This window comes from Gluconobacter sp. Dm-73 (genome assembly GCF_018256215.1).
Lineage (GTDB): Bacteria > Pseudomonadota > Alphaproteobacteria > Acetobacterales > Acetobacteraceae > Gluconobacter > Gluconobacter cadivus.
The window spans coordinates 22,975-43,744 of sequence record NZ_JAERLW010000006.1 but is presented as its reverse complement, the minus strand read 5'-3'; the positions used below and the strand labels follow the sequence as shown (position 1 = coordinate 43,744).

Sequence of the window (20,770 nt, the reverse complement as noted above, 5' to 3'; positions counted from 1 at the left end):
TCGTTCATGCCGGGAGGACCGTTTTTTGCAGCGTGCGAAAGGCTGCGAAAGCGAATGATGCAGACAGGAGCGCGGCCGTTACACTGACGCCAGCCAGAACAGATGTGTGCCAGGGCAGGCTGAGAAGCGAGGTCAGAAGGCACGCAACAGCGTTGCCCCCCAGAAGCTCTGGCCATGTCCGTTCCGGACGGCGGGCGAGTGCGTACAGCAAGGTAAGGCCCCAGACGACGAAGAGGGTTGTCACTTCATATTCTGCCCGATGCAGCGTCGTGGGGCCGATAAGGCGGTTCGCGATAAAAAAGGATGCGAAAGCGAGAGGCGTACCGGCCAGCACACCCACATTCAGTCGGGCAACGATCCGGTGTCCGCGATGATGGGGACGACGCAGGCGTTTGATCGTCCAGAGATGCATGCCGCTGCCGATCAGGGCTGCAAGCGCAAGGCCGGACAGGAAGTAGAGCCAGCGTGTGAGGCCGGGGGCAAAGCGGGCGACATGCAGCCCGTACAGGAAGGTGTAGGCTTTGAGAACGGGGCGGTGTTCGATGTGTTGTTTGATAACGCGACCCGAAGGCCCATCGAAAGTGATGATTTGTGAGGACGTGCTGACGGTATGATCGTTACCGGCGATCATGGTCACGAGAGAGGCCTGATCGGATGGATTGAACACATAGATCTGTTCCAATCCCGCGCCGCCGAATTTACTTTCGGCCTCGCGCAGCATCGGCAGAAAAGGTGCGAGATGGGCGGGATGGCCCGTAGCGGGACGGGAATAGAGAGCCGGGTTAAGCTCGGTATAAGACGCCGTCAGATCATTGCGGTAGAGCGCCTGTGTGCTCCATGGGAGCAGCAGCGTTCCGAGCGTGACGGCACCGGTGAAGGAAATCATCAGGTGAAAGGGTAGGGCTGTGACACCGAGCAGGTTGTGAATGTCCAACCAGCTTCTCTGTCCGCGGGAAGGTCGGAAAGTGAAGAAATCCGCGAAAATGCGCCGGTGGATGATGACGCCGGTTATCAGCCCGACAACGAGTGCAAGGGCCGCGAGTGCGGCGATCAGGCGGCCCAGAGGATAGGGAAGCTGAAGCTCGAAATGGAAGCGGTAGAAGAATTCTCCGCCGAGCGTATCCCGGATGCCGTCCGGGCTGCCAGTAATAGGGTCAAGGACGCGCTGGATGTAGTTTCCTTTCGCATTTGGCCATAGGGCCGTTGCAAAAGGCTGAAGCGTGGTCGCGCTGGCAACATACCATGCGCTGGCGGTAGGGGCGTTATGGCTCAACCAATCCAGCGCGTGGGCGTTCACCACCATCGGATCGGGGGCAGTAACCGGTAACTCCGGTCTGGCCCAGAGATTGATATCCTGTCGGAACACGCTCAGGGCACCGGACAGCGCAATGGCGAACAGCACCCAGCCGGTTATAAGGCCCAGCGTGGTGTGGACCAGGGCCATGGAGGCACGGAAGGTGTTTTTCATGGATACCAGCCGCGGCTGAAGACGAAAGCGGCCAAGACAACAGTCAGAACACCTGCCACTGCTGCCAGCCGTCTAATATTTGCGACCCCGAAGGATGCGATGAAGACGACTGGCCATAACAACAGGCCGAGCAGTATCCCGGCCATGGCGTTATCCGCTCTGGAAAGGGGGAGCCAGAATGCGAGGCACACGCCTCCCAGCGCGGATATGATGTATCCGCCCGGAAGCGCTACGACAAAACGCAGGATCGTGTCGTAGCGCCGGGTGTGCCCGCTCAGCGCTTTACCAGCTAAAGCCAATATTGGCCTGCGCGTTGCGGCGCTCTCCGTAGTAGCAGAATTCCTGACCGTAAGAGGCATAGCTCAGGCAGTTGGCGATGAAGTTCTTGTCAAAGAGGTTGCGGACGCTCGCGCCGACGTTCCAGCCATGAAGGCTGTGCGACAGGTTGGAGAGGTCATAGCGCACTGACGCATCGAATACCGCATATTGTGGCACCCAGACACTCCCATAAGACGCTTCGCCGCCATAGGATTTGTTGGAATAGCGCATGCCGCCGCCAAAGCCGAGACCCTTCGCCGGGCCAGAGGGCATCGTATAGAACGCGAACAGCGAGGCATTGCCTTTTCCGGACTGGATCAGGGGCTTGCCAGTTGAGTCATCGTGGACTTTCTGGATGCTGACAGCCGCGGTCAGCACGAGGTTGTGGAACGGTTCGGCATGAGCTTCGAACTCGAAACCATCCGAATGGACCAGTCCACTTTGAGCGCTGTAGCCCGTGCTGCCGATCCCGACGAGAACATTTGTCTGTTCAATATGGAAACCTGCGGCGGTAAGAAGCAGTGACGTGCCCGGAAGCTGGTATTTCAGGCCGCCTTCAAGCTGTTTGCCGACAGACGGACTGGCCTGATGTACGGTCTTTCCACTATCCGTTGATACATTCCCGGACTGGGGCTGAAAGGATGTCGAGTAGCTGATGTAAGGCGAGAGGCCGAAATCGAAGTGATAGAGGCCAGACGCGCGCCATGTGATCTGGCTGGGGCTTTGGTTGGTGGTGGTGTGGGACATGTTGTCGGTCTGGTGGGAACGGTACCAGTCGTTACGCAGGCTCCCGGTCAGGATCAGGCGTTTCCAGTGGATTTCATCCTGACCATAGATACCGGCCTGATGAGAGTCGGTGTTGTAGTTCACCCAGGGGTTCAGGGGAGCGATGGCCACCTGATAGTTCGGATGGAAAACATTCATGGACGGAGCGTCACCATAGAAGCCGACTTCGGAAGCGCTCTGCTGCATATAGTCGAAGCCGAACATCATCGTGTGGCGCAACGGCCCGGTCCGGACCTTGCCTTTGAACGCGCTGTCAAAAGTCAGATTATGCGTGTGTTCGTTTGTGGCAATGGCTGAGCGGGCCAGCATGTCGTCCTGCCCCGTAACGTAATAGCCGCTGTCATAGACGCTGCGATACTGGGTTTTGATATCGTCGTAGCGGCCGCGGGTGCTGAAGCTCCAGTCATCGTTGAAACGATGATTGAAGATATAGGTGATGGCGCCGTGGCGGCGATTGTATTTCTCGAACGATGTATCGCCGTCATAGAAATTGCGCGGCAGATAGCCGAAAGGCGCGCGTTTAAGCGAGCCGACCAGCGGAACGCCGCCGTAGGTGCCGTTTTCAGGGTCGTACTGATAATTGCCGAGGATCGTCAGCGTGGTCGGGCCATCGCCGCCGAACGTGAAGGACGGGCTGATGGAGAAGCGTCGGCTGCCGGTCCGGGCAAGCTGGCTGTGCTGGCCGTTGATAGTGCCGTCGAGGCGGTAGCGGACGAAACCGTTTTTCGTCACGAAACCGCCGACATCGGCATCCACGCGATACAGATCAAACATGCCGCCGGTTGCGTTGACGCTGCCATAGGAGCGTTGGTCCGTGGGCAGTTTGCTGGAGAGTGCGACGAGACCGCCGGGGCTGGATTGGCCGTACAGGGCTGATGCCGGGCCTTTGAGAATTTCGATGCGATCCAGACGTGACGTATCGGTCTGGGCGGTAGCGTAACCGGTCGGGCTGTCCTGAAGTTTCAGGCCATCAAGGAATGTCGGGGCCGAAAATCCGCGCAGGGCGAACTGGTCATAGCGCGTTCCGACGCCGCCGCCGCGGAGATCCGCCGTAATGCCCGCGGTATAACGGACGGCCTGATTGAGGTTCAGGACGTTACGGATATCCATTTCGTTGCGGGTGATAACCGTGACCGACTGGGCGGTTTCGACGAGCGGTGTGTCCGATTTGGTTGCGGAAGACGCGATCGTCGAGGCGCGGCGGGCGCGGACCTTGAGCGTCTCAACCGTTTTGGCTTGTGTTCCGGCGGTATCGGTTTTTTTTGTCCCGGAACGCTGGGACTGTTCAGGCGTGACATTCTGGTCGGCTGCGAAGACTTCTCCACTCATGACGAGGGAGAGGGGTATCGCGTAAAAAATCCTGTTGCGGTGCATACCCGACCTCAAATGACTGTTCATGCTGGTGCGTGATCAGAGGCTGGTATCGCTATTGCGAGTCAGTTGCAAGTAGAGGTTTGCAAAATAAGACCGGGAAAGATTTTTTCACGGAAACAAAGTGTTACGGCCCTCGCGCAGGGAAGAAATCCGGACAGTTTTCTGCTGCCCGGACAAGGGATTTACCAGACAGTAAATCCTGCATCCACGTTCACGATTGCGCCCGTCATGAGGCTTGCGGCGTCCGAGGCGAGGAATTGTACAACCGAGGCGACCTCGTCGGGCTGGCCCACGCGCCCCATCGGCGTTCCGGCAATCCAGGCGTCGTAAAGTTCTGGCTTTTCCATACCAAAGCGCGTGAGAGTGGTTTCGATATAGGTCGGGGCGACCGCATTGGCGCGGATGCCGTGAGGCGCCCATTCTGCTGCCAGCGAGCGGATATATTGATGCACACCCGCCTTGGACGCGTTGTAAGCAGCCTGCTGCTGCGGGCGGTTGACGATCAGGCCGGACATGGAGCCGATGGCGACGATCACACCTTTTTTCTGTTCAAGCATGATGCGGCCAGCAGCCTGACAGGAGCGGAACATGCCGTTGAGGTTGATATCCACCTGTTTGAGCCACTGCCCATCCGTCATGTCCTCGGCCTTGACCTCGGAAATGCAGATCCCCGCGCAGGCGACCAGAATGTCAAGACGGCCTTCTTTTTTATGTACACTGCTGACGGCGTTCTGCACGCTTTCCGTTTTTGTGACGTCCATTGGAACGCTGCTGACATCATAGCCCTGATCGCGAAGATCCCGGACGGCCTGCGCTGCGAGGGTTTCGTCGAGATCTGCGATGACGACGCGGGCGCCAGCTTCGGCAAGGGCCGTGACGCAGGCCAGACCGATGTTCTGTGCACCACCAGTGACGATGGCGACGCGGTTATCGAGGCGGAGTTTTTCCATGTACATTGTAAGTGATCCAGAAAATCAGGCTGCGAGGGGGTGGCGGTGACAGGCTTCGAAAGCCACACCGTCGGGAGCAAAAAGATGACAGTTCCGTGGCGGCAGCGTCAGGCTGACGCGGGTGTCCACATCCGTGAGAACGGCGCCATCCGTCTGGACGACAATGATTTCGCCATCTGGCATACGGACATGAACGAGGGTGATGGCGCCGAGACGTTCAATGACCTCCACGACGCCGCTATTGGGGCCTGAAGACGCCAGTTCGACATGTTCGGGGCGGATACCGACCGTCACCTTTGTTCCGGGCAGGAGGCCCGGAGACGTGACGGGAACGTAGAGGCTCGATCCATCCCGGAGTTGCACGCTCGATCCCGCCGCGTCGCCACCCTGGAAAATGGCCGAGAAGAAGTTCATGGGTGGCGAGCCGATGAAGCGGGCCACGAACAGGTTACGCGGGTGATGGTACAGTTCGAGCGGGGAGCCGATCTGTTCGACCACGCCTTTCTGCAGGACGACGATCTTGTCCGCCATGGTCATGGCTTCGACCTGATCATGCGTCACATAGATCGTGGTGGCGCCGAGCTTGCGGTGCAGGGCAGAAAGTTCGACGCGCATCTGACCGCGCAGGGCTGCGTCGAGATTGGAAAGCGGTTCGTCGAAGAGGAAGACTTTCGGATTGCGGACAATGGCGCGTCCGATGGCGACGCGCTGGCGCTGACCGCCGGAAAGCTGCCCCGGCTTGTGGTTCAGATAGGGTTCAAGCTGAAGCGTACGGGCGACATGCTCGATTTTTGCGCGGCGCTCCGCTTCCGGCATGCCGGACAGCTTCAGACCGAACTCCATGTTTTTATAGACGTTCATATGCGGGTAGAGCGCATAGGACTGAAAAACCATCGCCAGACCGCGCTTGCCGGGTTCCACGTCGTTGACGCGCTGGCCGTCAATCAGCAGATCACCGGATGTGATGTCTTCCAGTCCTGCAATCATGCGCAGGAGCGTGGATTTTCCGCACCCTGACGGGCCGACGAAGACCACGAATTCGCGTTCTTCGATCGACAGGGAAATGCCCTTGATGATTTCTTCCGTAAGATACGTCTTGCGGAGGTTTTTGAGTTCGACAGTCGCCATGGGTCAGGCCCCGTTCGTGCAAGAAGAGTGAAGGGAGTGAGCCGGGATCAAAGTCACTTGACGGCTCCGAAGGTCAGGCCGCGGACGAGCTGTTTCTGGCTGATCCAGCCGAAAACGAGGATCGGGGCGACGGCAAGAGTGGAGGCTGCGGACAGTTTTCCGAAGAACAGTCCTTCGGGAGACGAGAACGACGCGATGAAGGCAGTCAGCGGGGCCGCGTGCGAGGACGTCAGGTTTAGGGACCAGAATGCCTCGTTCCAGCACAGGATAAGCGATAGCAGGGCTGTAGACGCGATGCCGGGCAGGGCAAGCGGCAGGAGCACCATCGTCATTTCCTGCCAGCGTGTGGCGCCGTCCATCCGGCCGGCTTCCAAGATGGGGGCCGGGACTTCGCGGAAGAACGTGTAGAGCATCCACACGATGATCGGCAGGTTCGTGAGCATGTCCACGATCGCAAGGCCCGTGCAGGTGTCGAGCAGATGCGTGTTGCGGGCCAGAATGTAGATCGGCACCAGAACGCCCACGGGGGGTAGCATCCGGGTCGAGAGCATCCAGAGCAGAGTCCCGCGGGTGCGCTTTGAAGGCATGAACGCCATTGAATACGCGGCGGGAACAGCCAGTGCGATGGCGATGGCTGTCGCTCCGACCGAGACGATCACGGTATTCAGCGCGAAGTGCCAGTAGTTGGCGCGTTCGAACACCTCGGCATAGCTGCTTAGTGTAGGCATGAAGAACAGCTTCGGCGGCGTAGAGATGGCCTGCACTTCGCTTTTAAAGCTTGTGAGGATCATCCAGAAAATCGGGAAGAACAGCCAGAGCGCTATTCCCCATCCAAGAATGGTTACGCCAATGTGGGTGCTGGTTTTTGTCTTGAGCGCCATGTCAGGCCTCCAGATTGCGGGCTACGGCGCGCACCAGAAAAATTGCGACGATATTGGCGATGACGATTGCGACCACGCCACCCGCTGAAGCACCGCCCACGTCGAACTGAAGCAGGGCGCGGGAATAGATCAGGTAGGCGAGATTGGTAGAGGCCACGCCGGGTCCGCCCGCCGTAGTGACGGAGATTTCGGCAAAGATCGTCAGCAGGTAGATCGTCTCGATCATGACCACGACGCTGATGGCGCGGCCCAGATGCGGCAGGATGATGTAGCGGAAACGCGCGATCGGCCCCGCGCCATCCATGCGGGCGGCTTCACGCTGCTCGCCGTCCAGAGACTGCACGGCCGTCAGCAGGATGAGAACCGCGAAGGGCAGCCATTCCCAGGCGACGATCATCATAACGGTCATGAGCGGAAACCGCGCCAGCCAGTCGATCGGGGTGAGGCCCACGGCCCGCATCATGGCGGAATAGACGCCATAGATCGGGTGCAGCATCAGGTTTTTCCACAACAGCGCGGAAACCGTCGGCATGATGAAGAATGGCGAAATGACCATGATGCGAGCGATGCCGCGTCCGAAGAATTCCTGATCGTACAGAACAGCCAGCAGTGTTCCACCGCCAATGCTGATCAGCAGGACGCCCGCAACGAGGACGAGCGTGTTCAGCAAAGCGTGCAGAAAATCGGGGTCGGTCAGCAGGTACCAGTAATTATCGATGCCCGCGAAGCCGTGCAGCGTGGGATCAACGAGGTTATAGTTCTGTAGCGAGTACCACAGCGTCATGACGAGTGGGACGATCGACCAGACCAGAAGGATCAGGACAGAAGGAGAGAGGAGCAGGAATCCTGTCCTCTTCGTGGTCCGGGCTGTCGCCCCTGCGGGCGGGCTGTGTTCGAGAACGGCCTGCATGGTATCTTGACCTTGATCTGGCGGCGTTATCGCGCGCGGCCGGACTGGCGGAGCGCGCGGGTGACCGAAGCCTGAGCGGATGTCAGCGCCTGATCGACCGTCATCTGGTCGGACAGGGTTGCTGCAACTGTCTGGCCGACCTGAGTGCCGATGGACTGGAATTCCGGGATCGCGACGAACTGGGCGCCTGTGTAGGGGCGGAGCTGTGCGGTCGGACCATTGGGATCAGCGGTCTTGATGGCGTTCAGGACGAAAGAGGCGAAAGGGGCGGCCTTAAGATATTCGGGCGCTGCATAGGTCGAGGCGCGTGTTCCCGGAGGGGCTGAGACCCAGCCCTTCCGGGCGGCGACCAGCTTCACATAATCCTTGGATGTAGCCCATGTGATGAAGGTCTGGGCATCGGCGCTCTGATGGGAGCTGACGGGCACGGCGAGGCTCCAGCTCCACAGCCAGGTCGGTCCTTTGCCGTAGGGGCCTTTGGGGGCAGGAGCAAAGCCGACCTTGTCTGCAACCTGCGACTGCTTCGGATCGAACAGCAGGCCGCCTGCGACCGTGGAATCAATCCAGATTCCGCAATGGCCGCTGGCAAACAGAGCCAGGTTTTCGTTGAAGCCATTGGACGTGGCCCCCGGAGGGCCATCAGCCTTCAGGGCAGAGACATACCAGTTCAGGGTCGCTTTCCAGGCGTCGGATGTCAGGGTCGGTTTCCAGGACATGTCGAACCACTGCGCGCCGAACGTGTTGGCGAGCGAGGAAATATACGCCATGTTTTCGCCCCAGCCGGGCTTGCCACGCAGACAGATGCCATAGACCTGATTGGGCTTGTCCGTGATCTTGTCTGCAAACTGGCGGATCTGATCATAAGTCGGCTGTTCGGGCATTGTCAGCCCAGCTTTCTGGAACAGGTCCTTGCGGTAATAGGTGATGACGCTCTCGGCATAGAATGGCAGGGCGTAGAGATTGCCGTCTGCTGTGAGGCTCTCACGCACGGAAGGCAGGATGTCATTCATGTCATAGGCGTCGTCAGGCTTGATTTCGGTGAGCCAGCCCTGCTTGGCCCAGATCGGCACTTCGTAATTGCCGATGGTGACGACATCGAACTGGCCGGTTTTCATGGCGATGTCGGTCGTTACGCGCTGACGCAGGACGTTTTCTTCAAGCGTGACCCAGTTCAGGTGAATGTCGGGATGGGCTTTTTCGAATTCTGTCGAGAGCTGCCGCATGACGATCATGTCGCCGTTGTTCACGGTGGCAATCGTGAGGGTTCCAGCGGCTTGTGCGCTGGAGAGGAAAGAGCCTGCGAGCAGGGCGCCAAGGGCGCAGAGGACTGTGCGGGTGGATTTCAGACGAAGCATGGACGTTGACCTCTGGAAAAGGGGTTCTGGCAGATTGCGAACAAGGGACTGAAGAAAAACGGCAGGGCCTGTTCTCAGGCGGCGGCCTCCTTTTCCAGAACGTCGCGCATCTGCTGACGCCAGGTGATCTGGTTCGTGAGCATGTCGTGCGCGATGCTGCGTTTGGCGGCGTGATATGTGGCGGTGCGGTCGTCCGGGACGATCTCGTCTCCTGCATGGCTCATTCGTGCCATGGCCTGCCGCAGGTCAGGATAGGCCCCGCTTGCGACAGCGCCGAGAATGGCGGCACCCAAAAGAACGGAATCAGGCTCTGCGGGGAGCAGAATGCGGCACCCGGTTGCATTGGCGTGTTCGCGCAGGAAAACGGGGTTCTTGGTGCTGCCACCGGTCGCAAGGATCGTATCGATCCGGTAGCCCTCGGCATTCAGGGCGTCGATGATATCTTTCGTGCCATAAGCGAGACCCTGCACTGTGGCGAGATAGAGCCTTGCCAGATCATCAAGCGTATCAGAGAGCGTCAGACCGCTGATTATGCCCCTCAGAGCCGGATCAGCATGGGGCGAGCGGTTTCCGTGAAAATCCGGAAAGACATGCAGGTCGGACGTGATCGTTCCCGGCAGTGCCTCGGCTTCAAGCGTCTCAATCCGCGCGTTCAGCAGCGCATATACGCTTGTTCCGGCTTTTTCGGCTTCCTGCTTGAGGGAAGCGCCAAGGCGATGACTGGAAATAACGAAGTCGATCAACGAGCCTGTTGAGGACTGACCCGCCTCATTGAGCCACATTCCGGGGATCATGGCGTTCCAGTAAGGCCCCCAGACACCCGAGACGAAACGTGCTTCTTTAGAGACCGCCATATGGCAGCTCGAAGTCCCGCAGATCAGGGAGATTGAGCGCTCAAGTTGCTCATCTGACAAAGACCCTTCCGTATTGAGTCCGAACAGACCGATGCCACCAGCATGGGCATCAATGGCAGAGACCCCCACGGGGATGCCGGGTGTCAGTCCCATTTCAGAAGCAGCTTGAGCGCTCAATCCGGAATCCAGAGTGCCGCCCAACGGACGCACATCATTTCCAATCCGGCTGAAATTGTCAGAGGCAAGATCTCCCAAGCCGACGGACTGAAAATATCCTTCGTCCCAGCGGTTTTCGTGGGCGAGATAGGTCCATTTGCAGGCCGTCGAACAGGCTGAGCGGGAGAGGGACCCTGTTGCGCGCCAAGTCAGAAAGTCCGGCAGATCAAAGAAATGGGCGGCCTGATCGTAGATATGGGGAAGGTGCCGCTTCAGCCAGAGCAGCTTTGGCGTTTCCATTTCAAGGGAAATCGTGCCGCCGACATAGCGAAGCACATCATGACCCCCACGATTGATGTCCTGCGCTTCCTCAAGGGCACGGTGATCCGCCCAGAGGATGATGTTCTGCTCCGGTGCTCCGTCCGGATCTATCGACAGGGCATGGCCGTCCTTATCGAGGACAACAAGAGAGCAGGTTGCGTCGAAACCAATTCCGGTAATGCGATAAGGCCCCTCAAGCATTGCCAGCGCGTTACGGGTCGCTTGGCAAATGGCGGACCAGATGTCAGCGGAAGATTGCTGCGCGTAGCCTGCGCGTGGTGTCCATGTCTGGATCTTCTGGACGAAAGACGCTTTCTTTTGCCCGTCGAGGGTGAAGAGGCCTGCCCGGGCGCTCCCTGTTCCGACATCAATTCCAAGAACCAGATCCATAAACGACACCCAGACCCTATGAAGCAGAAAGCGTGCATGACGGGTTAGTCATGCCCAAGGTTTCATACGATCTATTTTGTGATTGAATGTCACACTATGACCGCAATAATTATCTCCAATTATGTTACATATAACGCTATGGGTGTCCATAAGGGTATGAGATATTTTTCTCTCCTCCTGTAAGATGTGATTTTTCGGCCTCAGAGGCTTGTTCTTGCGAACGGAGGCAGTTTGCGGTTTTGGTAATACCAAATCTGCTTTTGTTGAGAGCACTAAATGCTCAACCGGTTGTTATGGGAAATTATAAATGCAGACAGTGTGTATCTTGAAAATAATTATATATATTATGGAACGATAATATATCAGAAGATTATAGAAATTCAAATCTGATTGTATTTCTTGATGAGCTATAATTTGGTTCGTCGGGATGATCCGACGAACCTGTTTGAGATGGTGAGTATCTCTTTATTCGGAGAGGTTGCGCCAGAGGTCGATATGTCCTTCGCGGGCATACTGGTCGATCAACTTCAGTTCATCCGCACTGAAAGACTGGTTTTTCAGGGCATCCAGTGAGTCGTTAAGCTGCTGAACGTTGCGTGCGCCAATCAGGGCGGAGGTGACCCGGGGATCGCGCAGGATCCAGGCAATAGCCATCTGTGCGAGGGACTGTCCGCGTTTTCGTGCAATGTCATTCAGAGCCCGGACATGTGCGATATTGTCCTCTGAGAGCATCGCCTGGACAAAGGAGTCCCCGATGGCCGCGCGCGAGTTTTCCGGAACGCCATTGAGATATTTGTTGGTCAGAAGTCCCTGAGCCAGCGGAGAAAAAGCGATACATCCAACGCCAAGGTTTTCGAGCGTATCGAGCAGTTCCACCTCAACCCATCGGTTAAGCATCGAATAGGACGGCTGATGGATGAGGAGAGGTACGCCTTCAGCCTTCAGGATGGTAGCGGCCTGTTTTGTTCGCTCCGGACCATAGGACGAAATACCGACATAGAGTGCTTTGCCTTGACGGTGCATCTGCACCAGAGCGCTCATCGTCTCTTCAAGCGGGACATCCGGTGTTGGACGGTGCGAGTAAAAAATATCGACGTAATCGAGCCCCATTCTCTGGAGGCTTTGGTCGAGAGAGGCGAGAAGATATTTGCGAGACCCGCCGTTACCATACGGGCCGGGCCACATATCCCATCCGGCTTTTGAAGAAATAATCATCTCGTCGCGATGGGCCGCAAAATCCTTTTTGAGGATCGCGCCGAAATTCTCTTCAGCAGAGCCGTAGGGCGGTCCATAGTTATTGGCCAGATCGAAGTGCGTTACGCCACGATCAAAGGCGCGCCTGATGACGGCACGACCTGTCTCGAACACGTCAGTGCCTCCGAAATTGTGCCACAAACCAAGGGAAATGGGCGGCAGGTCAAGGCCGGAGCGGCCGCAACGACGAAAGGTCGCTGTTTCATAACGGGAGGGGTTTGGTGTCCAAGTCATGCGGTTTTCCTTTTTGTGCGTATGGTGATGCTGGCTTCAGTCAAACCGGGAGAGTGAAGCATGGTTCAGATGTGGCAAGACGTGTCGGGCGAACAGGTCGCATTCGCTCTGATGAGGGTAGCCTGACAGAATGAAGGCTTCCATCCCGAGTTCCTTATAGGCGCGCAGCTTGGCCAGAATCTGGTCAGGAGTGCCGACCAAGGCAGCACCACAGCCAGACCTTGCCCGCCCAATGCCGGTCCACAGAATGTCTTCGACATAACCATCGCTATCGGCGCGATCCCTGAGTTCACCTTGCCGGAGCACTCCGGCAGTCGCAGCATCAAGTGAACGGTTGCGAATGCTGGCGCCGGTAGAGGCGTCCAATTTGGAAACAAGTCGGGCGGCGGCGGCGCGCGCCTCTGCCTCGGTATCCCGAACAATGACATGCACGCGATAGCCGAATTTCAGGGTGCGGCCGTGTCGGACAGCACGGGCCCGCATGTCAGTGACGACATCCCGAACGCCTTCGAGGGTATCGGGCCACATCAGATAGACATCGGCCGCTGCCGCTGCCGTTTCACGGGCGGCTTCGGAAAGACCGCCAAAATAAAACAGAGGAGACTTGCCACCGTAACCCTGCAAGCGAGGCGGGGCGATGGACAGCTTGTAAAACTCTCCCTGAGTTTCGACAGGCTGACCGTTCAGGAGGGCTCGCAGGATATGCATATATTCGAGGGTACGCCTGTAGCGCGGGGCACTTTCCAGCGTTTCACCCGGAAGATCTGACGAGATGATGTTGATGTCGAGCCGACCTTCGGTCATCTGGTCGAGCGTGGCAATCTGCCTTGCTTGCTGAGGGGGCCAGACCTCGCCGCAACGAATGGCTGTCAGCAGTTTCAGGCGACGCAGCAGGGGAGCCATCCCACCGGCAAAAGCGATTGTATCCAGTCCCAGACTGTATCCTGAAGGTAAAAGGATACGGTCAAAACCTCCTTTTTCCGCGCTCAGAACGATATTTCTGCAATGCTCCCAAGACGACTGAAGTGCCTTGTCCGGGACACCGAGAAATTCGTAGTCGTCATCACACAGCGCGGAAAACCAACTGACTTCACAGGATGGAGTTGAGGCGAAGGAAACTGGCATCTGTAGACCTAATCACTAAACAATAATGTTTAATACTTATTTACCACTTTGATGAATTGATGTATAGCGCGCTTCACGGCATTAACAACAACACGTGGCGGACAATGCGTTTCATTCTCGTTGGTACCGGCCTTATGGCTCAGGAACATATCCGTAATCTGGCGCTTGTGCCCGGAACACGCGTCGTTGCACTTGTCGATCCCGAACCCTCTTCCATCGCATGGGCAAAAGAGAGTCTGAGAACCAGTTTCGGTGAGGATGCCGCAGAGATCCCGGCTTATGCCGACGTTTCGTCCATGCTTGCGGTGACTGAGGCTGATGCGGTGATTGTTGCGTCGCCGAATTACACGCATCACGATGTGCTTTTGCCGCTGCTCGATACGGATCTTCATATTCTTTGCGAAAAGCCGCTTTGCACAACAGTGGCGGACGCCGCAGACATTGTCGCGCGGACAGACGGACGGAAGGGTATTTTCTGGGTCGGGATGGAATACCGGTTTATGCCCCCTGTCTCACGCTTCATTGCTGATGTGCATGAAGGCAGGATCGGTGTTTTGAAGCGGCTGGCTCTCCATGAGCATCGCTTTCCATTTCTGGCCAAGGTTGGAGACTGGAACCGCTTCAACCGCAATACGGGCGGTACGATGGTCGAAAAATGTTGTCACTTTTTCGATCTTATGACCTGTATCGTACGTGCCAATCCTGTCAGCGTTTTCTGTTCGGGAGCGGCGGACGTCAATCATCTTGATGAGCGTTATGACGGTCAGACGCCTGATATCATCGATAACAGTTATACCATTGTCGATTTCGACAACGGCGTGCGCGCCATGCTGGATCTGTGCATGTTCGCAGAAGGGGCGGAAGAGCAGGAGCAGCTTGTGGCGATTGGGGATCGCGCAAAGCTTGAGGTGGGTATCCCGTCCGGGATCAAGGTTTTCTCCCCCCGCGTTCCTGTAGGTGAGCCCAAGGCCGTTGTGCGGGAGACGATCGAAGTCCGCGATGACGTGCTTGCTGCCGGACATCATCATGGGGCGACTTACTTCCAGCTACTGGCGTTTCTGGATGCTGCCGCTGGGCGCGCACCTGTTCAGGTAACGGCCGCAGACGGTCTTCTGGCCGTAAAAATCGGGACGGCAGCCGAGATCAGTACCCGCGAAAAACGGATGGTCAGACTGTCGGAACTGGACGGTTAAGGTCGGGATCGGCAGTTTGGGAAAGAAGTTTCCTAACTGGCGCGAAAAGCGCCAGTGCGAGCCACCCCAGAATATAGGCGACAGCACAGTAAGCGAAAACGGGCTTCATTGACTGACCTGGAGCCGCAAACTGCCCCAGAAGGTGCAGCATGAGCGCGCCGCCGATATTTCCCGCAAAAGCGCCCACACCCGTTGCACGCCCAGTCATTCGCGTAGGAACCCACTCTGTAATGAACCCGAACAGATTGGTAGCAAAGGCCTGATGAGCAGCCAGAGTCAGCCCGCAGACTGCAATGCCAAGAGTCAGGCTGGACGTTGTGAGCAGAAGAGGGAGCGGCAGGGCGCACAAGGCGGCGAAAGCCATAATGGCGCGTCGTGCTGTTTCATGTCTGTACCCGGCCCGAGTCAGGAAAAAAGGCGCGTACCCTCCCAGAATGGAGCCAATCCCTGCCATGCCATACGCTACGGCCAGAGGAAAACCCATGGAAGACGGCTCAAGCGCAAAGCGCCGATGGAGCAGGTCGGGTAGCCAGAACAGCAGGAACCACCAGACCGGGTCTGTAAGAAATTTTCCCAATGCAAAACCTGTGACACAGCGCCATGCGGGAAGGGCGCTGGGCTCCGCATGACCCGTTGCCGAGGTCTGTGTTTCGCTGTCGTTCACGCGGGCGAAACGGAACCAGAGCAATGCGCAAAGCAGTCCTGAAGCCCCAACCGCGATAATTGTGCCGCGCCATCCCAGTACGGGGAATAGAAGAGCCACAATCAGAGGTGTGCTCATTGCGGCCAGATTTGGGGCTGCATTGAGCAGGCCGATCATGCGCCCCTGAGCATCACGAGGGAATGTCGTTCTGATGGCCTTCATGCTGGCGGGTGTGCCCACACCCTCAAACAGCCCCAGAGCGACCCGGACGGCCAAAAAGCCGCTGACACTCCGCACCGCAGCATGCAGGATGGTTGCAAGGCTCCATCCTGTCAGACCAAAACCCAACGTCTTTTTTATTCCCAGACGATCAACAACCCACCCGCTGACCAGCAGACTGACAGCAATGGTCGCTTGTGACCATGAGGAAATTGACGCGTAGTCAGCAGCAGTCCAGCCGAAAATACGGTCCAGTTCAGGCTTGAGTAAAGCGAGAATCTGGCGGTCTGCGTAGGCGATGATACCAATCAGAAACAGCAGAGAGGGCATTAGGACGGACAGTCTTTCTGTTGTGTCCGGTTGTGCTGTTTCTGATTCCTGTGATGGACTGAAGAGCCGTCTGATCATTGGTTCAGAAGTCCTTGTGCAGGGTAAAGCCACCATAACGGCCGTAATCGCGCGGAAGCCAGTTTACGACACCTCCCAGGCTCCCATAGCCCATATAAGAGGCGTAATGTGTATTGATGGCATTGCGCATGATGAGCGTAAGACGCAACCGATGCTTCCTGTCCTCGATCGTCGTACTCATGTTCCAGATTCCATAAGCTTTCTGGATGGTGTCGGGCGTTTCAGTCAGCGAATACTGGGTGCGGCTCTGCCATGTATAATCACTGTCTAATGAAAGCGTAAAACGATCGTTCAGCGGCCGCGTGTAATCCGCATTCAGGACAAGTTTCCAGCGCGGTGCAAAAGGTAGCGGCTGGCCGTTTACATTGCAGGAGAGAGGCGCACCAGCAGGGCAATTGAAATGATCGACCGTGGCATAGGTATAGGCAAAATTGCCTCCAACGGTCAGATAGCGGAAGGGGCGTGCGGTAATGTCCCCCTCTACGCCTTTGCTGGAAACTGTTCCTGCATTGATAAGGCGCGTAACGGTCGCACCCGCAACGGTATCCAGAAAATTGGCCTGATAGTTTGAAAAATCTTCAATGAAAGCTGCGAAATTCGCTGTAATCCTACGATGCAGGAACTGTGATTTCAGGCCAATTTCAAAGCTGTTATTTTGTTCTGGCCGTAGAGATTTTGCATCGGTGTTCTGCATATTGAAGAACACGTTATAAGCTGGTCCCTTATAGCCATGGGAGTAAGTGAAATAGGTATGGATATCGTGGCTGATGTCGTATTGCAGGCCGATCCGGTCTACATATCCGTTGTGAGCTGTTGAGCCATTGGAAGAATAGTCTGGACGGATGCCCGTTACCGCCGCGGCGGATGTCGATGTGCGGTTGAAGCGGTAATCCAGATCGTCTCTCAAAAGTCGAAGCCCCAGAATGGCCCTGAAATTCTTTGTGAAGTTCAGATTGCCTTCTGCAAAGACCGCGTAATTGTTTCCGGTGGTTCCGAAATTTGCATGTCCGGAAGTGGATGTTCCTCCATAAGGCTGTAAAGATCGATCATATGTCTCTGAATCAGAGGTATGAAGATAATACAGACCACCGACGTAATCGAAAAAATGGCCTTTCGGGGAGGCAATACGCACCTCTTGTGACGCCTGCCAGAAGTCCAGCCACCCATGATCAGCGAGTTGCGGCAGGGAAGGGTACGGCTGAGACAGTTGATCGTAATCTTGATCCTGTGTGTTCTGCCAGCGCCGGTAGGCGGAAATGGAAGTCAGAGTATAAGCGCCAAACTTTCGATCAAGCGTGATTGAAGCCCCCCCATTGTGATCAATGGATTTGCTGAGGGTATTGTTGCTGACGCGTGTATTGTTCGATGAAGGACTAATGCCTTCGGCACTTAGAGCCTGCGCCAGAGCGGCATTGTTCGTCACTGTTCCTGTAGGGTAGGCAATATGTGAGGTCGATGAAAAGACTCCATTGGGAACGGCATCGTTGGAATACATATAATCCAGTCCAAGGGTAACCCGTGTCTGGTCGTCTGGCGTCCATGCCAGTTTCGTTCTCGCCCCTCGATGCTGATATCCATTAACGGTTTCGCTGATGTACACATTACGAACATTCCCAGTATAGCCGCCTACCAGAAAAGATCCATTGGCAGTCAGTTTTGAGGGAATAAGTGTGCCCGAGGCTCCAGCACTCAGACGATATTCGTCGCCCGAAAAATAGGACGCATCGGCATGGGCATGAAAGGCTTCTGTGGGCGCTGCAGTGACGATATTCACCGCGCCTGCCGAAGCATTTTTACCAAACAAAGTGCCCTGGGGTCCCCTTAATACTTCAATATGCTCAAGATCGAGAAGATCCGCAGTGGCCTGACCCGAGCGGGCCAGGACAACGCCGTCCAGAACGGTGGAGACAGAGGGTTCTACGCCTGGAGAGGTGGAAATGGTGCCTATTCCACGCACAAAAACTGTCCTATCTTTTGAGGAAGCGCTTGTTCGGAAATTGGCTGACGGAATGAACTGGAAAATACCCTGAAGATCATGAACGTTGTTCCGTGCAGCATCTTTTGCTGTGAAAACAGACGTGGCAACCGGGACTTTCTGCAGAGGCTCGCTCCGACGACGGACAGTGACAGTAATTTGTTCTTCACCACCTGAAAGCGTTGTTGAAGGACCTGTATTTTGTGGTTTTTCCTGCTTTTTCTTTATCCGAGAAGATGCAAATTCTGACGCATCTGCCTGCCCCGTGGTTAATCCCAGACCCGCGATGACCATCAGGGGAACGATGCATTTCGCATATGGAATTTGCCGTAGAGTGAGGAGAGGCAAAGAACGATGTGAGTATTCCACTATTTTATCTCGGATTTAAGATTTTATATCTTTATACAACTATCATAGAGAGAGATAAAAAAATACACGCGAACGTAATGTTTTATAAAAAATAACATTGTATGATGGTTATTAATGTCTTTTGGAAATATCCCACTATGGATTGATATTTTTATAGAGCTTGAAAGGATTGTTACGGGACGTTCCGGTATAGGCACGCATGTCGTGCGAGTGACAGTCCAGATTACGTTGACAAAAGACCTGACCCAAAGCCTTACGGCGGCGAGGGTGAGGAAACTTCTCAGGACAAGGCGGTCTCGTCGGAACGGATCGCAAAGTGCGGCTGCGGTCGGTAACGCCGCCAGTCTGTTTTCTATGGACCACCGCAGCTTTTGCATGATGGAATGACCGGCAGGATTTCCTGAATCAGCAGATATTGGCGGAAACGATTATTTGTTATCGCTCCGGTCGGCCAGCATGGCGTTGGGGTTCTATAGCGGCAGAGTCATTAGGGCAACTCACAGGTCCTGTTCAGCCCAACGTCCGCGCTTAGACGGCAGAAGCGTATCAATCAGAGCTCTCTGTTTGAGGGGGGCATTTTTGTTCAATCCAGCCCTCTGTCGTGTACTCAAAAAGGGGGGAGGAGAAGCAGCTTAGAACAGGAAAAGAAAAGCGGTTTTTCCAACGATCACTTTGCGTCATGACACAAAGGCCTCCGATGGGTGAGACGCCTGCTGCCGCAAGAATATTGACACCGGCAGCCAATGATTGCCCCGTACTGACTACGTCATCAACGATGATGATTTTCTTGGCTGCGTGGAGCAACGGAAGCAAGTTGGGGTCAAGGTAGAGGTTTTTGGTATTGTCTGGACTGGTAATGGACGAAAGGGGCGCAGAAAGCGTGTCTTTATACCAGAATTTTCGCGATGTGCTCAGTGGCACATATCGTGGCAGTCCACACCCACGGGCGACAGCCGCAGCCAGTCCTAGACCCAAAGTCGGCATACCGACGACCAGCTCCGGCTTCAGTGAGTGGGCCAGATTGACCAATTCTGCACACAACACATCCATCACTTCAAAGGATGTCTGATTGACCAGAAGGGATGAGACCGCCTGCTTTCCATTCGGTAGAGTACGCAGAGGGAGGTCAAGATTCCGATTTCCTGCACGAACCCTGTAACGATCGGTATAGGGGCTGCTCAGTGCAACATCCGGTGCGAAAACCTGCCAGAAAGGAAGTGTGCTCATGCTGGCAGTTCCACAAATTTTGAAAGAACCGATACGGCTCTGTGCAATACAGTCTCGTCAAAATCAAACAGACTGGCATGATGAGGGGCAGTAATATCTGCCCCGAACAGGCAATAACCAGCTTTGCCTCCGCGTTCCTGGACGCGCTGCATCATGAAGGTTGCGTCATCACCGCCACCTATCGGCCAGCTCTGAATAACGGCGGCACTTTCTGTGCCAAGAATCGCATCTCTCAAACGCTCCATAATCTCCGGGTCGGACTGAGCGCTGATGGCTGTTCCGTAAATGTCGATTTTGACTTCAACACCCTGAGTCAGAGCCGCGCCTTGCAGGGTGCGCGTTGCGCCGTCTGTCAGGCGACTGAGGCCTTCGCGGGTTGAAGCACGCAGTTCAAGTTCGAGATAGGCCTGATCTGCAATGACGTTTCGGGCACGGCCTGCTTGTAACAGACCCACGTTAATCCTCGTGTCAGACTGTCCATCGCGAGGTAACGCATAAAGACCAGGAACAGCGATAGCCGCAGCGAGCAGGGCGTTCCGACCTTCTTCAGGGCACATCGCCGCATGAGCCGCTTTGCCCGTGAAGGTGACATTCCACTTTTCCGCCCAAAGAAAGCCATCAGCCGTCAGGGCAATCTGCCCGCTTGGAAGCTGACAGCCAAGATGAGTGGCCAGAAAACTGTCGACATCATCCAGAAGCCCACTCGAAACGAGCGGCTGGGCTCCGCGCCCTCCTTCTTCCGCAGGCTGAAAAATAAACCGGAGTGTTCCCTTCCATTCTGCTTCTGGACGCGACAGTTTGTCTGCGACAGCCAGCCCTATAGCCGTATGACCATCATGTCCGCACGCATGCATTCGCCCTTCGTGTCGAGACCTGAAATTGTCCAAAGCCGGGGAATGATGTTCTGATGAACTTTCTTGGACGGGGAGGGCATCCATATCAAAGCGAAGGGCAACAACCGGGCCTTCACCACGCCGAATTTCTCCGCAAACAGCCGTCTGGCCACCGGGCATTCTTTTTAGCCAAAAAGGGTCTGCTCCATTTGCGAGGGCATCCTCTTGGGCAGCCTGAATGTCTTCTTCTGTAGGCAATCCACGAACATCGTTCATGGACATGATCTCCGGCCCAACCCTGACAGAATAACCCAATTCTGTCAGGCGTTGAGCGACAAGTGATGCCGTTCGGTATTCAAGAAAGGCTGTTTCGGGAAAGCTGTGGAGGTTGCGACGCAT

16 protein-coding genes are annotated in these 20,770 nt (G+C 56.0%); 1 reads left to right on the top strand and 15 read right to left on the bottom strand.

The window, feature by feature from the left end; all coding sequences use genetic code 11:
- Positions 1-4: 4 nt before the first annotated feature.
- The 11 genes from JK176_RS07575 to JK176_RS07525 all read right to left on the bottom strand — a co-directional run bounded on the left by JK176_RS07575 (position 5) and on the right by JK176_RS07525 (position 13,504).
- Positions 5-1,468, bottom strand: coding sequence for a PepSY domain-containing protein (locus JK176_RS07575; protein ID WP_211587320.1), 1,464 nt, complete (start codon positions 1,466-1,468; stop codon positions 5-7).
- Positions 1,465-1,767, bottom strand: a complete 303-nt coding sequence (locus JK176_RS07570) for a hypothetical protein (RefSeq protein WP_194262868.1) — start codon at positions 1,765-1,767, stop codon at positions 1,465-1,467. Before JK176_RS07570 ends, JK176_RS07575 begins: the two co-directional genes overlap by 4 nt.
- Entirely contained in the window at positions 1,751-3,946 is a 2,196-nt protein-coding gene (locus tag JK176_RS07565) for a TonB-dependent siderophore receptor (RefSeq protein ID WP_211587319.1), read from the bottom strand. Before JK176_RS07565 ends, JK176_RS07570 begins: the two co-directional genes overlap by 17 nt.
- A gap of 182 nt (positions 3,947-4,128) precedes the next feature.
- On the bottom strand, positions 4,129-4,902 hold the full coding sequence (locus tag JK176_RS07560; RefSeq protein ID WP_211587318.1) for an SDR family NAD(P)-dependent oxidoreductase: 774 nt from the start codon (positions 4,900-4,902) through the stop codon (positions 4,129-4,131).
- A gap of 18 nt (positions 4,903-4,920) precedes the next feature.
- Positions 4,921-6,024, bottom strand: a complete 1,104-nt coding sequence (locus tag JK176_RS07555) for an ABC transporter ATP-binding protein (protein ID WP_211576330.1) — start codon at positions 6,022-6,024, stop codon at positions 4,921-4,923.
- 53 nt (positions 6,025-6,077) lie between these two features.
- Positions 6,078-6,905, bottom strand: a complete 828-nt coding sequence (locus tag JK176_RS07550; RefSeq protein WP_211587317.1) for a carbohydrate ABC transporter permease — start codon at positions 6,903-6,905, stop codon at positions 6,078-6,080.
- A gap of 1 nt (position 6,906) precedes the next feature.
- Positions 6,907-7,815, bottom strand: a complete 909-nt coding sequence (locus tag JK176_RS07545) for a carbohydrate ABC transporter permease (protein ID WP_077802629.1) — start codon at positions 7,813-7,815, stop codon at positions 6,907-6,909.
- A gap of 26 nt (positions 7,816-7,841) precedes the next feature.
- Positions 7,842-9,170 carry a sugar ABC transporter substrate-binding protein gene (locus JK176_RS07540; protein WP_211587316.1) on the bottom strand — a complete coding sequence of 443 codons (1,329 nt, stop codon included), beginning with the start codon at positions 9,168-9,170 and terminating at the stop codon, positions 7,842-7,844.
- Between the two features lie 74 nt (positions 9,171-9,244).
- A complete protein-coding gene (locus JK176_RS07535) occupies positions 9,245-10,891 on the bottom strand; it encodes an FGGY-family carbohydrate kinase (RefSeq protein WP_211587315.1) in 1,647 nt (548 codons plus the stop codon).
- Between the two features lie 465 nt (positions 10,892-11,356).
- Complete coding sequence (gene mgrA, locus JK176_RS07530) at positions 11,357-12,379, bottom strand: L-glyceraldehyde 3-phosphate reductase (protein WP_211587314.1); 1,023 nt, start codon at positions 12,377-12,379, stop codon at positions 11,357-11,359.
- A gap of 36 nt (positions 12,380-12,415) precedes the next feature.
- A complete protein-coding gene (locus JK176_RS07525; RefSeq protein ID WP_211587313.1) occupies positions 12,416-13,504 on the bottom strand; it encodes an LLM class flavin-dependent oxidoreductase in 1,089 nt (362 codons plus the stop codon).
- A gap of 104 nt (positions 13,505-13,608) precedes the next feature.
- Here JK176_RS07525 and JK176_RS07520 point away from each other — a divergent pair, with 104 nt between their 5' ends.
- Positions 13,609-14,697 carry a Gfo/Idh/MocA family protein gene (locus JK176_RS07520; protein WP_211587312.1) on the top strand — a complete coding sequence of 363 codons (1,089 nt, stop codon included), beginning with the start codon at positions 13,609-13,611 and terminating at the stop codon, positions 14,695-14,697.
- Here JK176_RS07520 and JK176_RS07515 read toward each other — a convergent pair.
- From JK176_RS07515 to JK176_RS07500, 4 genes are all read right to left on the bottom strand, one after another.
- Entirely contained in the window at positions 14,672-15,889 is a 1,218-nt protein-coding gene (locus JK176_RS07515) for an MFS transporter (protein ID WP_249194329.1), read from the bottom strand. The genes JK176_RS07520 and JK176_RS07515 overlap by 26 nt on opposite strands.
- 82 nt (positions 15,890-15,971) lie before the next feature.
- Positions 15,972-18,236: a TonB-dependent receptor gene (locus JK176_RS07510; protein WP_211587310.1), complete on the bottom strand. Its 2,265-nt coding sequence runs from the start codon at positions 18,234-18,236 to the stop codon at positions 15,972-15,974.
- Between the two features lie 621 nt (positions 18,237-18,857).
- Complete coding sequence (locus JK176_RS07505) at positions 18,858-19,538, bottom strand: phosphoribosyltransferase (RefSeq protein WP_211587309.1); 681 nt, start codon at positions 19,536-19,538, stop codon at positions 18,858-18,860.
- Complete coding sequence (locus JK176_RS07500; RefSeq protein ID WP_249194349.1) at positions 19,535-20,770, bottom strand: amidohydrolase; 1,236 nt, start codon at positions 20,768-20,770, stop codon at positions 19,535-19,537. The genes JK176_RS07505 and JK176_RS07500 overlap by 4 nt, the downstream gene beginning before the upstream one ends.

What these genes read in the sequence shown, in the direction of transcription:
- JK176_RS07520 (WP_211587312.1), top strand. Translation starts at nt 13,609, where the DNA reads ATGCGTTTCATTCTCGTTGGTACCGGCCTTATGGCTCAGGAACATATC.
- JK176_RS07510 (WP_211587310.1), bottom strand. Translation starts at nt 18,236, where the DNA reads ATGGTCATCGCGGGTCTGGGATTAACCACGGGGCAGGCAGATGCGTCA.
- JK176_RS07525 (WP_211587313.1), bottom strand. Translation starts at nt 13,504, where the DNA reads ATGCCAGTTTCCTTCGCCTCAACTCCATCCTGTGAAGTCAGTTGGTTT.
- JK176_RS07505 (WP_211587309.1), bottom strand. Translation starts at nt 19,538, where the DNA reads ATGAGCACACTTCCTTTCTGGCAGGTTTTCGCACCGGATGTTGCACTG.
- JK176_RS07550 (WP_211587317.1), bottom strand. Translation starts at nt 6,905, where the DNA reads ATGGCGCTCAAGACAAAAACCAGCACCCACATTGGCGTAACCATTCTT.
- JK176_RS07555 (WP_211576330.1), bottom strand. Translation starts at nt 6,024, where the DNA reads ATGGCGACTGTCGAACTCAAAAACCTCCGCAAGACGTATCTTACGGAA.
- JK176_RS07540 (WP_211587316.1), bottom strand. Translation starts at nt 9,170, where the DNA reads ATGCTTCGTCTGAAATCCACCCGCACAGTCCTCTGCGCCCTTGGCGCC.
- JK176_RS07545 (WP_077802629.1), bottom strand. Translation starts at nt 7,815, where the DNA reads ATGCAGGCCGTTCTCGAACACAGCCCGCCCGCAGGGGCGACAGCCCGG.
- JK176_RS07535 (WP_211587315.1), bottom strand. Translation starts at nt 10,891, where the DNA reads ATGGATCTGGTTCTTGGAATTGATGTCGGAACAGGGAGCGCCCGGGCA.
- JK176_RS07515 (WP_249194329.1), bottom strand. Translation starts at nt 15,889, where the DNA reads ATGCCCTCTCTGCTGTTTCTGATTGGTATCATCGCCTACGCAGACCGC.
- mgrA (WP_211587314.1), bottom strand. Translation starts at nt 12,379, where the DNA reads ATGACTTGGACACCAAACCCCTCCCGTTATGAAACAGCGACCTTTCGT.
- JK176_RS07575 (WP_211587320.1), bottom strand. Translation starts at nt 1,468, where the DNA reads ATGAAAAACACCTTCCGTGCCTCCATGGCCCTGGTCCACACCACGCTG.
- JK176_RS07560 (WP_211587318.1), bottom strand. Translation starts at nt 4,902, where the DNA reads ATGTACATGGAAAAACTCCGCCTCGATAACCGCGTCGCCATCGTCACT.
- JK176_RS07565 (WP_211587319.1), bottom strand. Translation starts at nt 3,946, where the DNA reads ATGCACCGCAACAGGATTTTTTACGCGATACCCCTCTCCCTCGTCATG.
- JK176_RS07500 (WP_249194349.1), bottom strand. Translation starts at nt 20,770, where the DNA reads ATGCGTCGCAACCTCCACAGCTTTCCCGAAACAGCCTTTCTTGAATAC.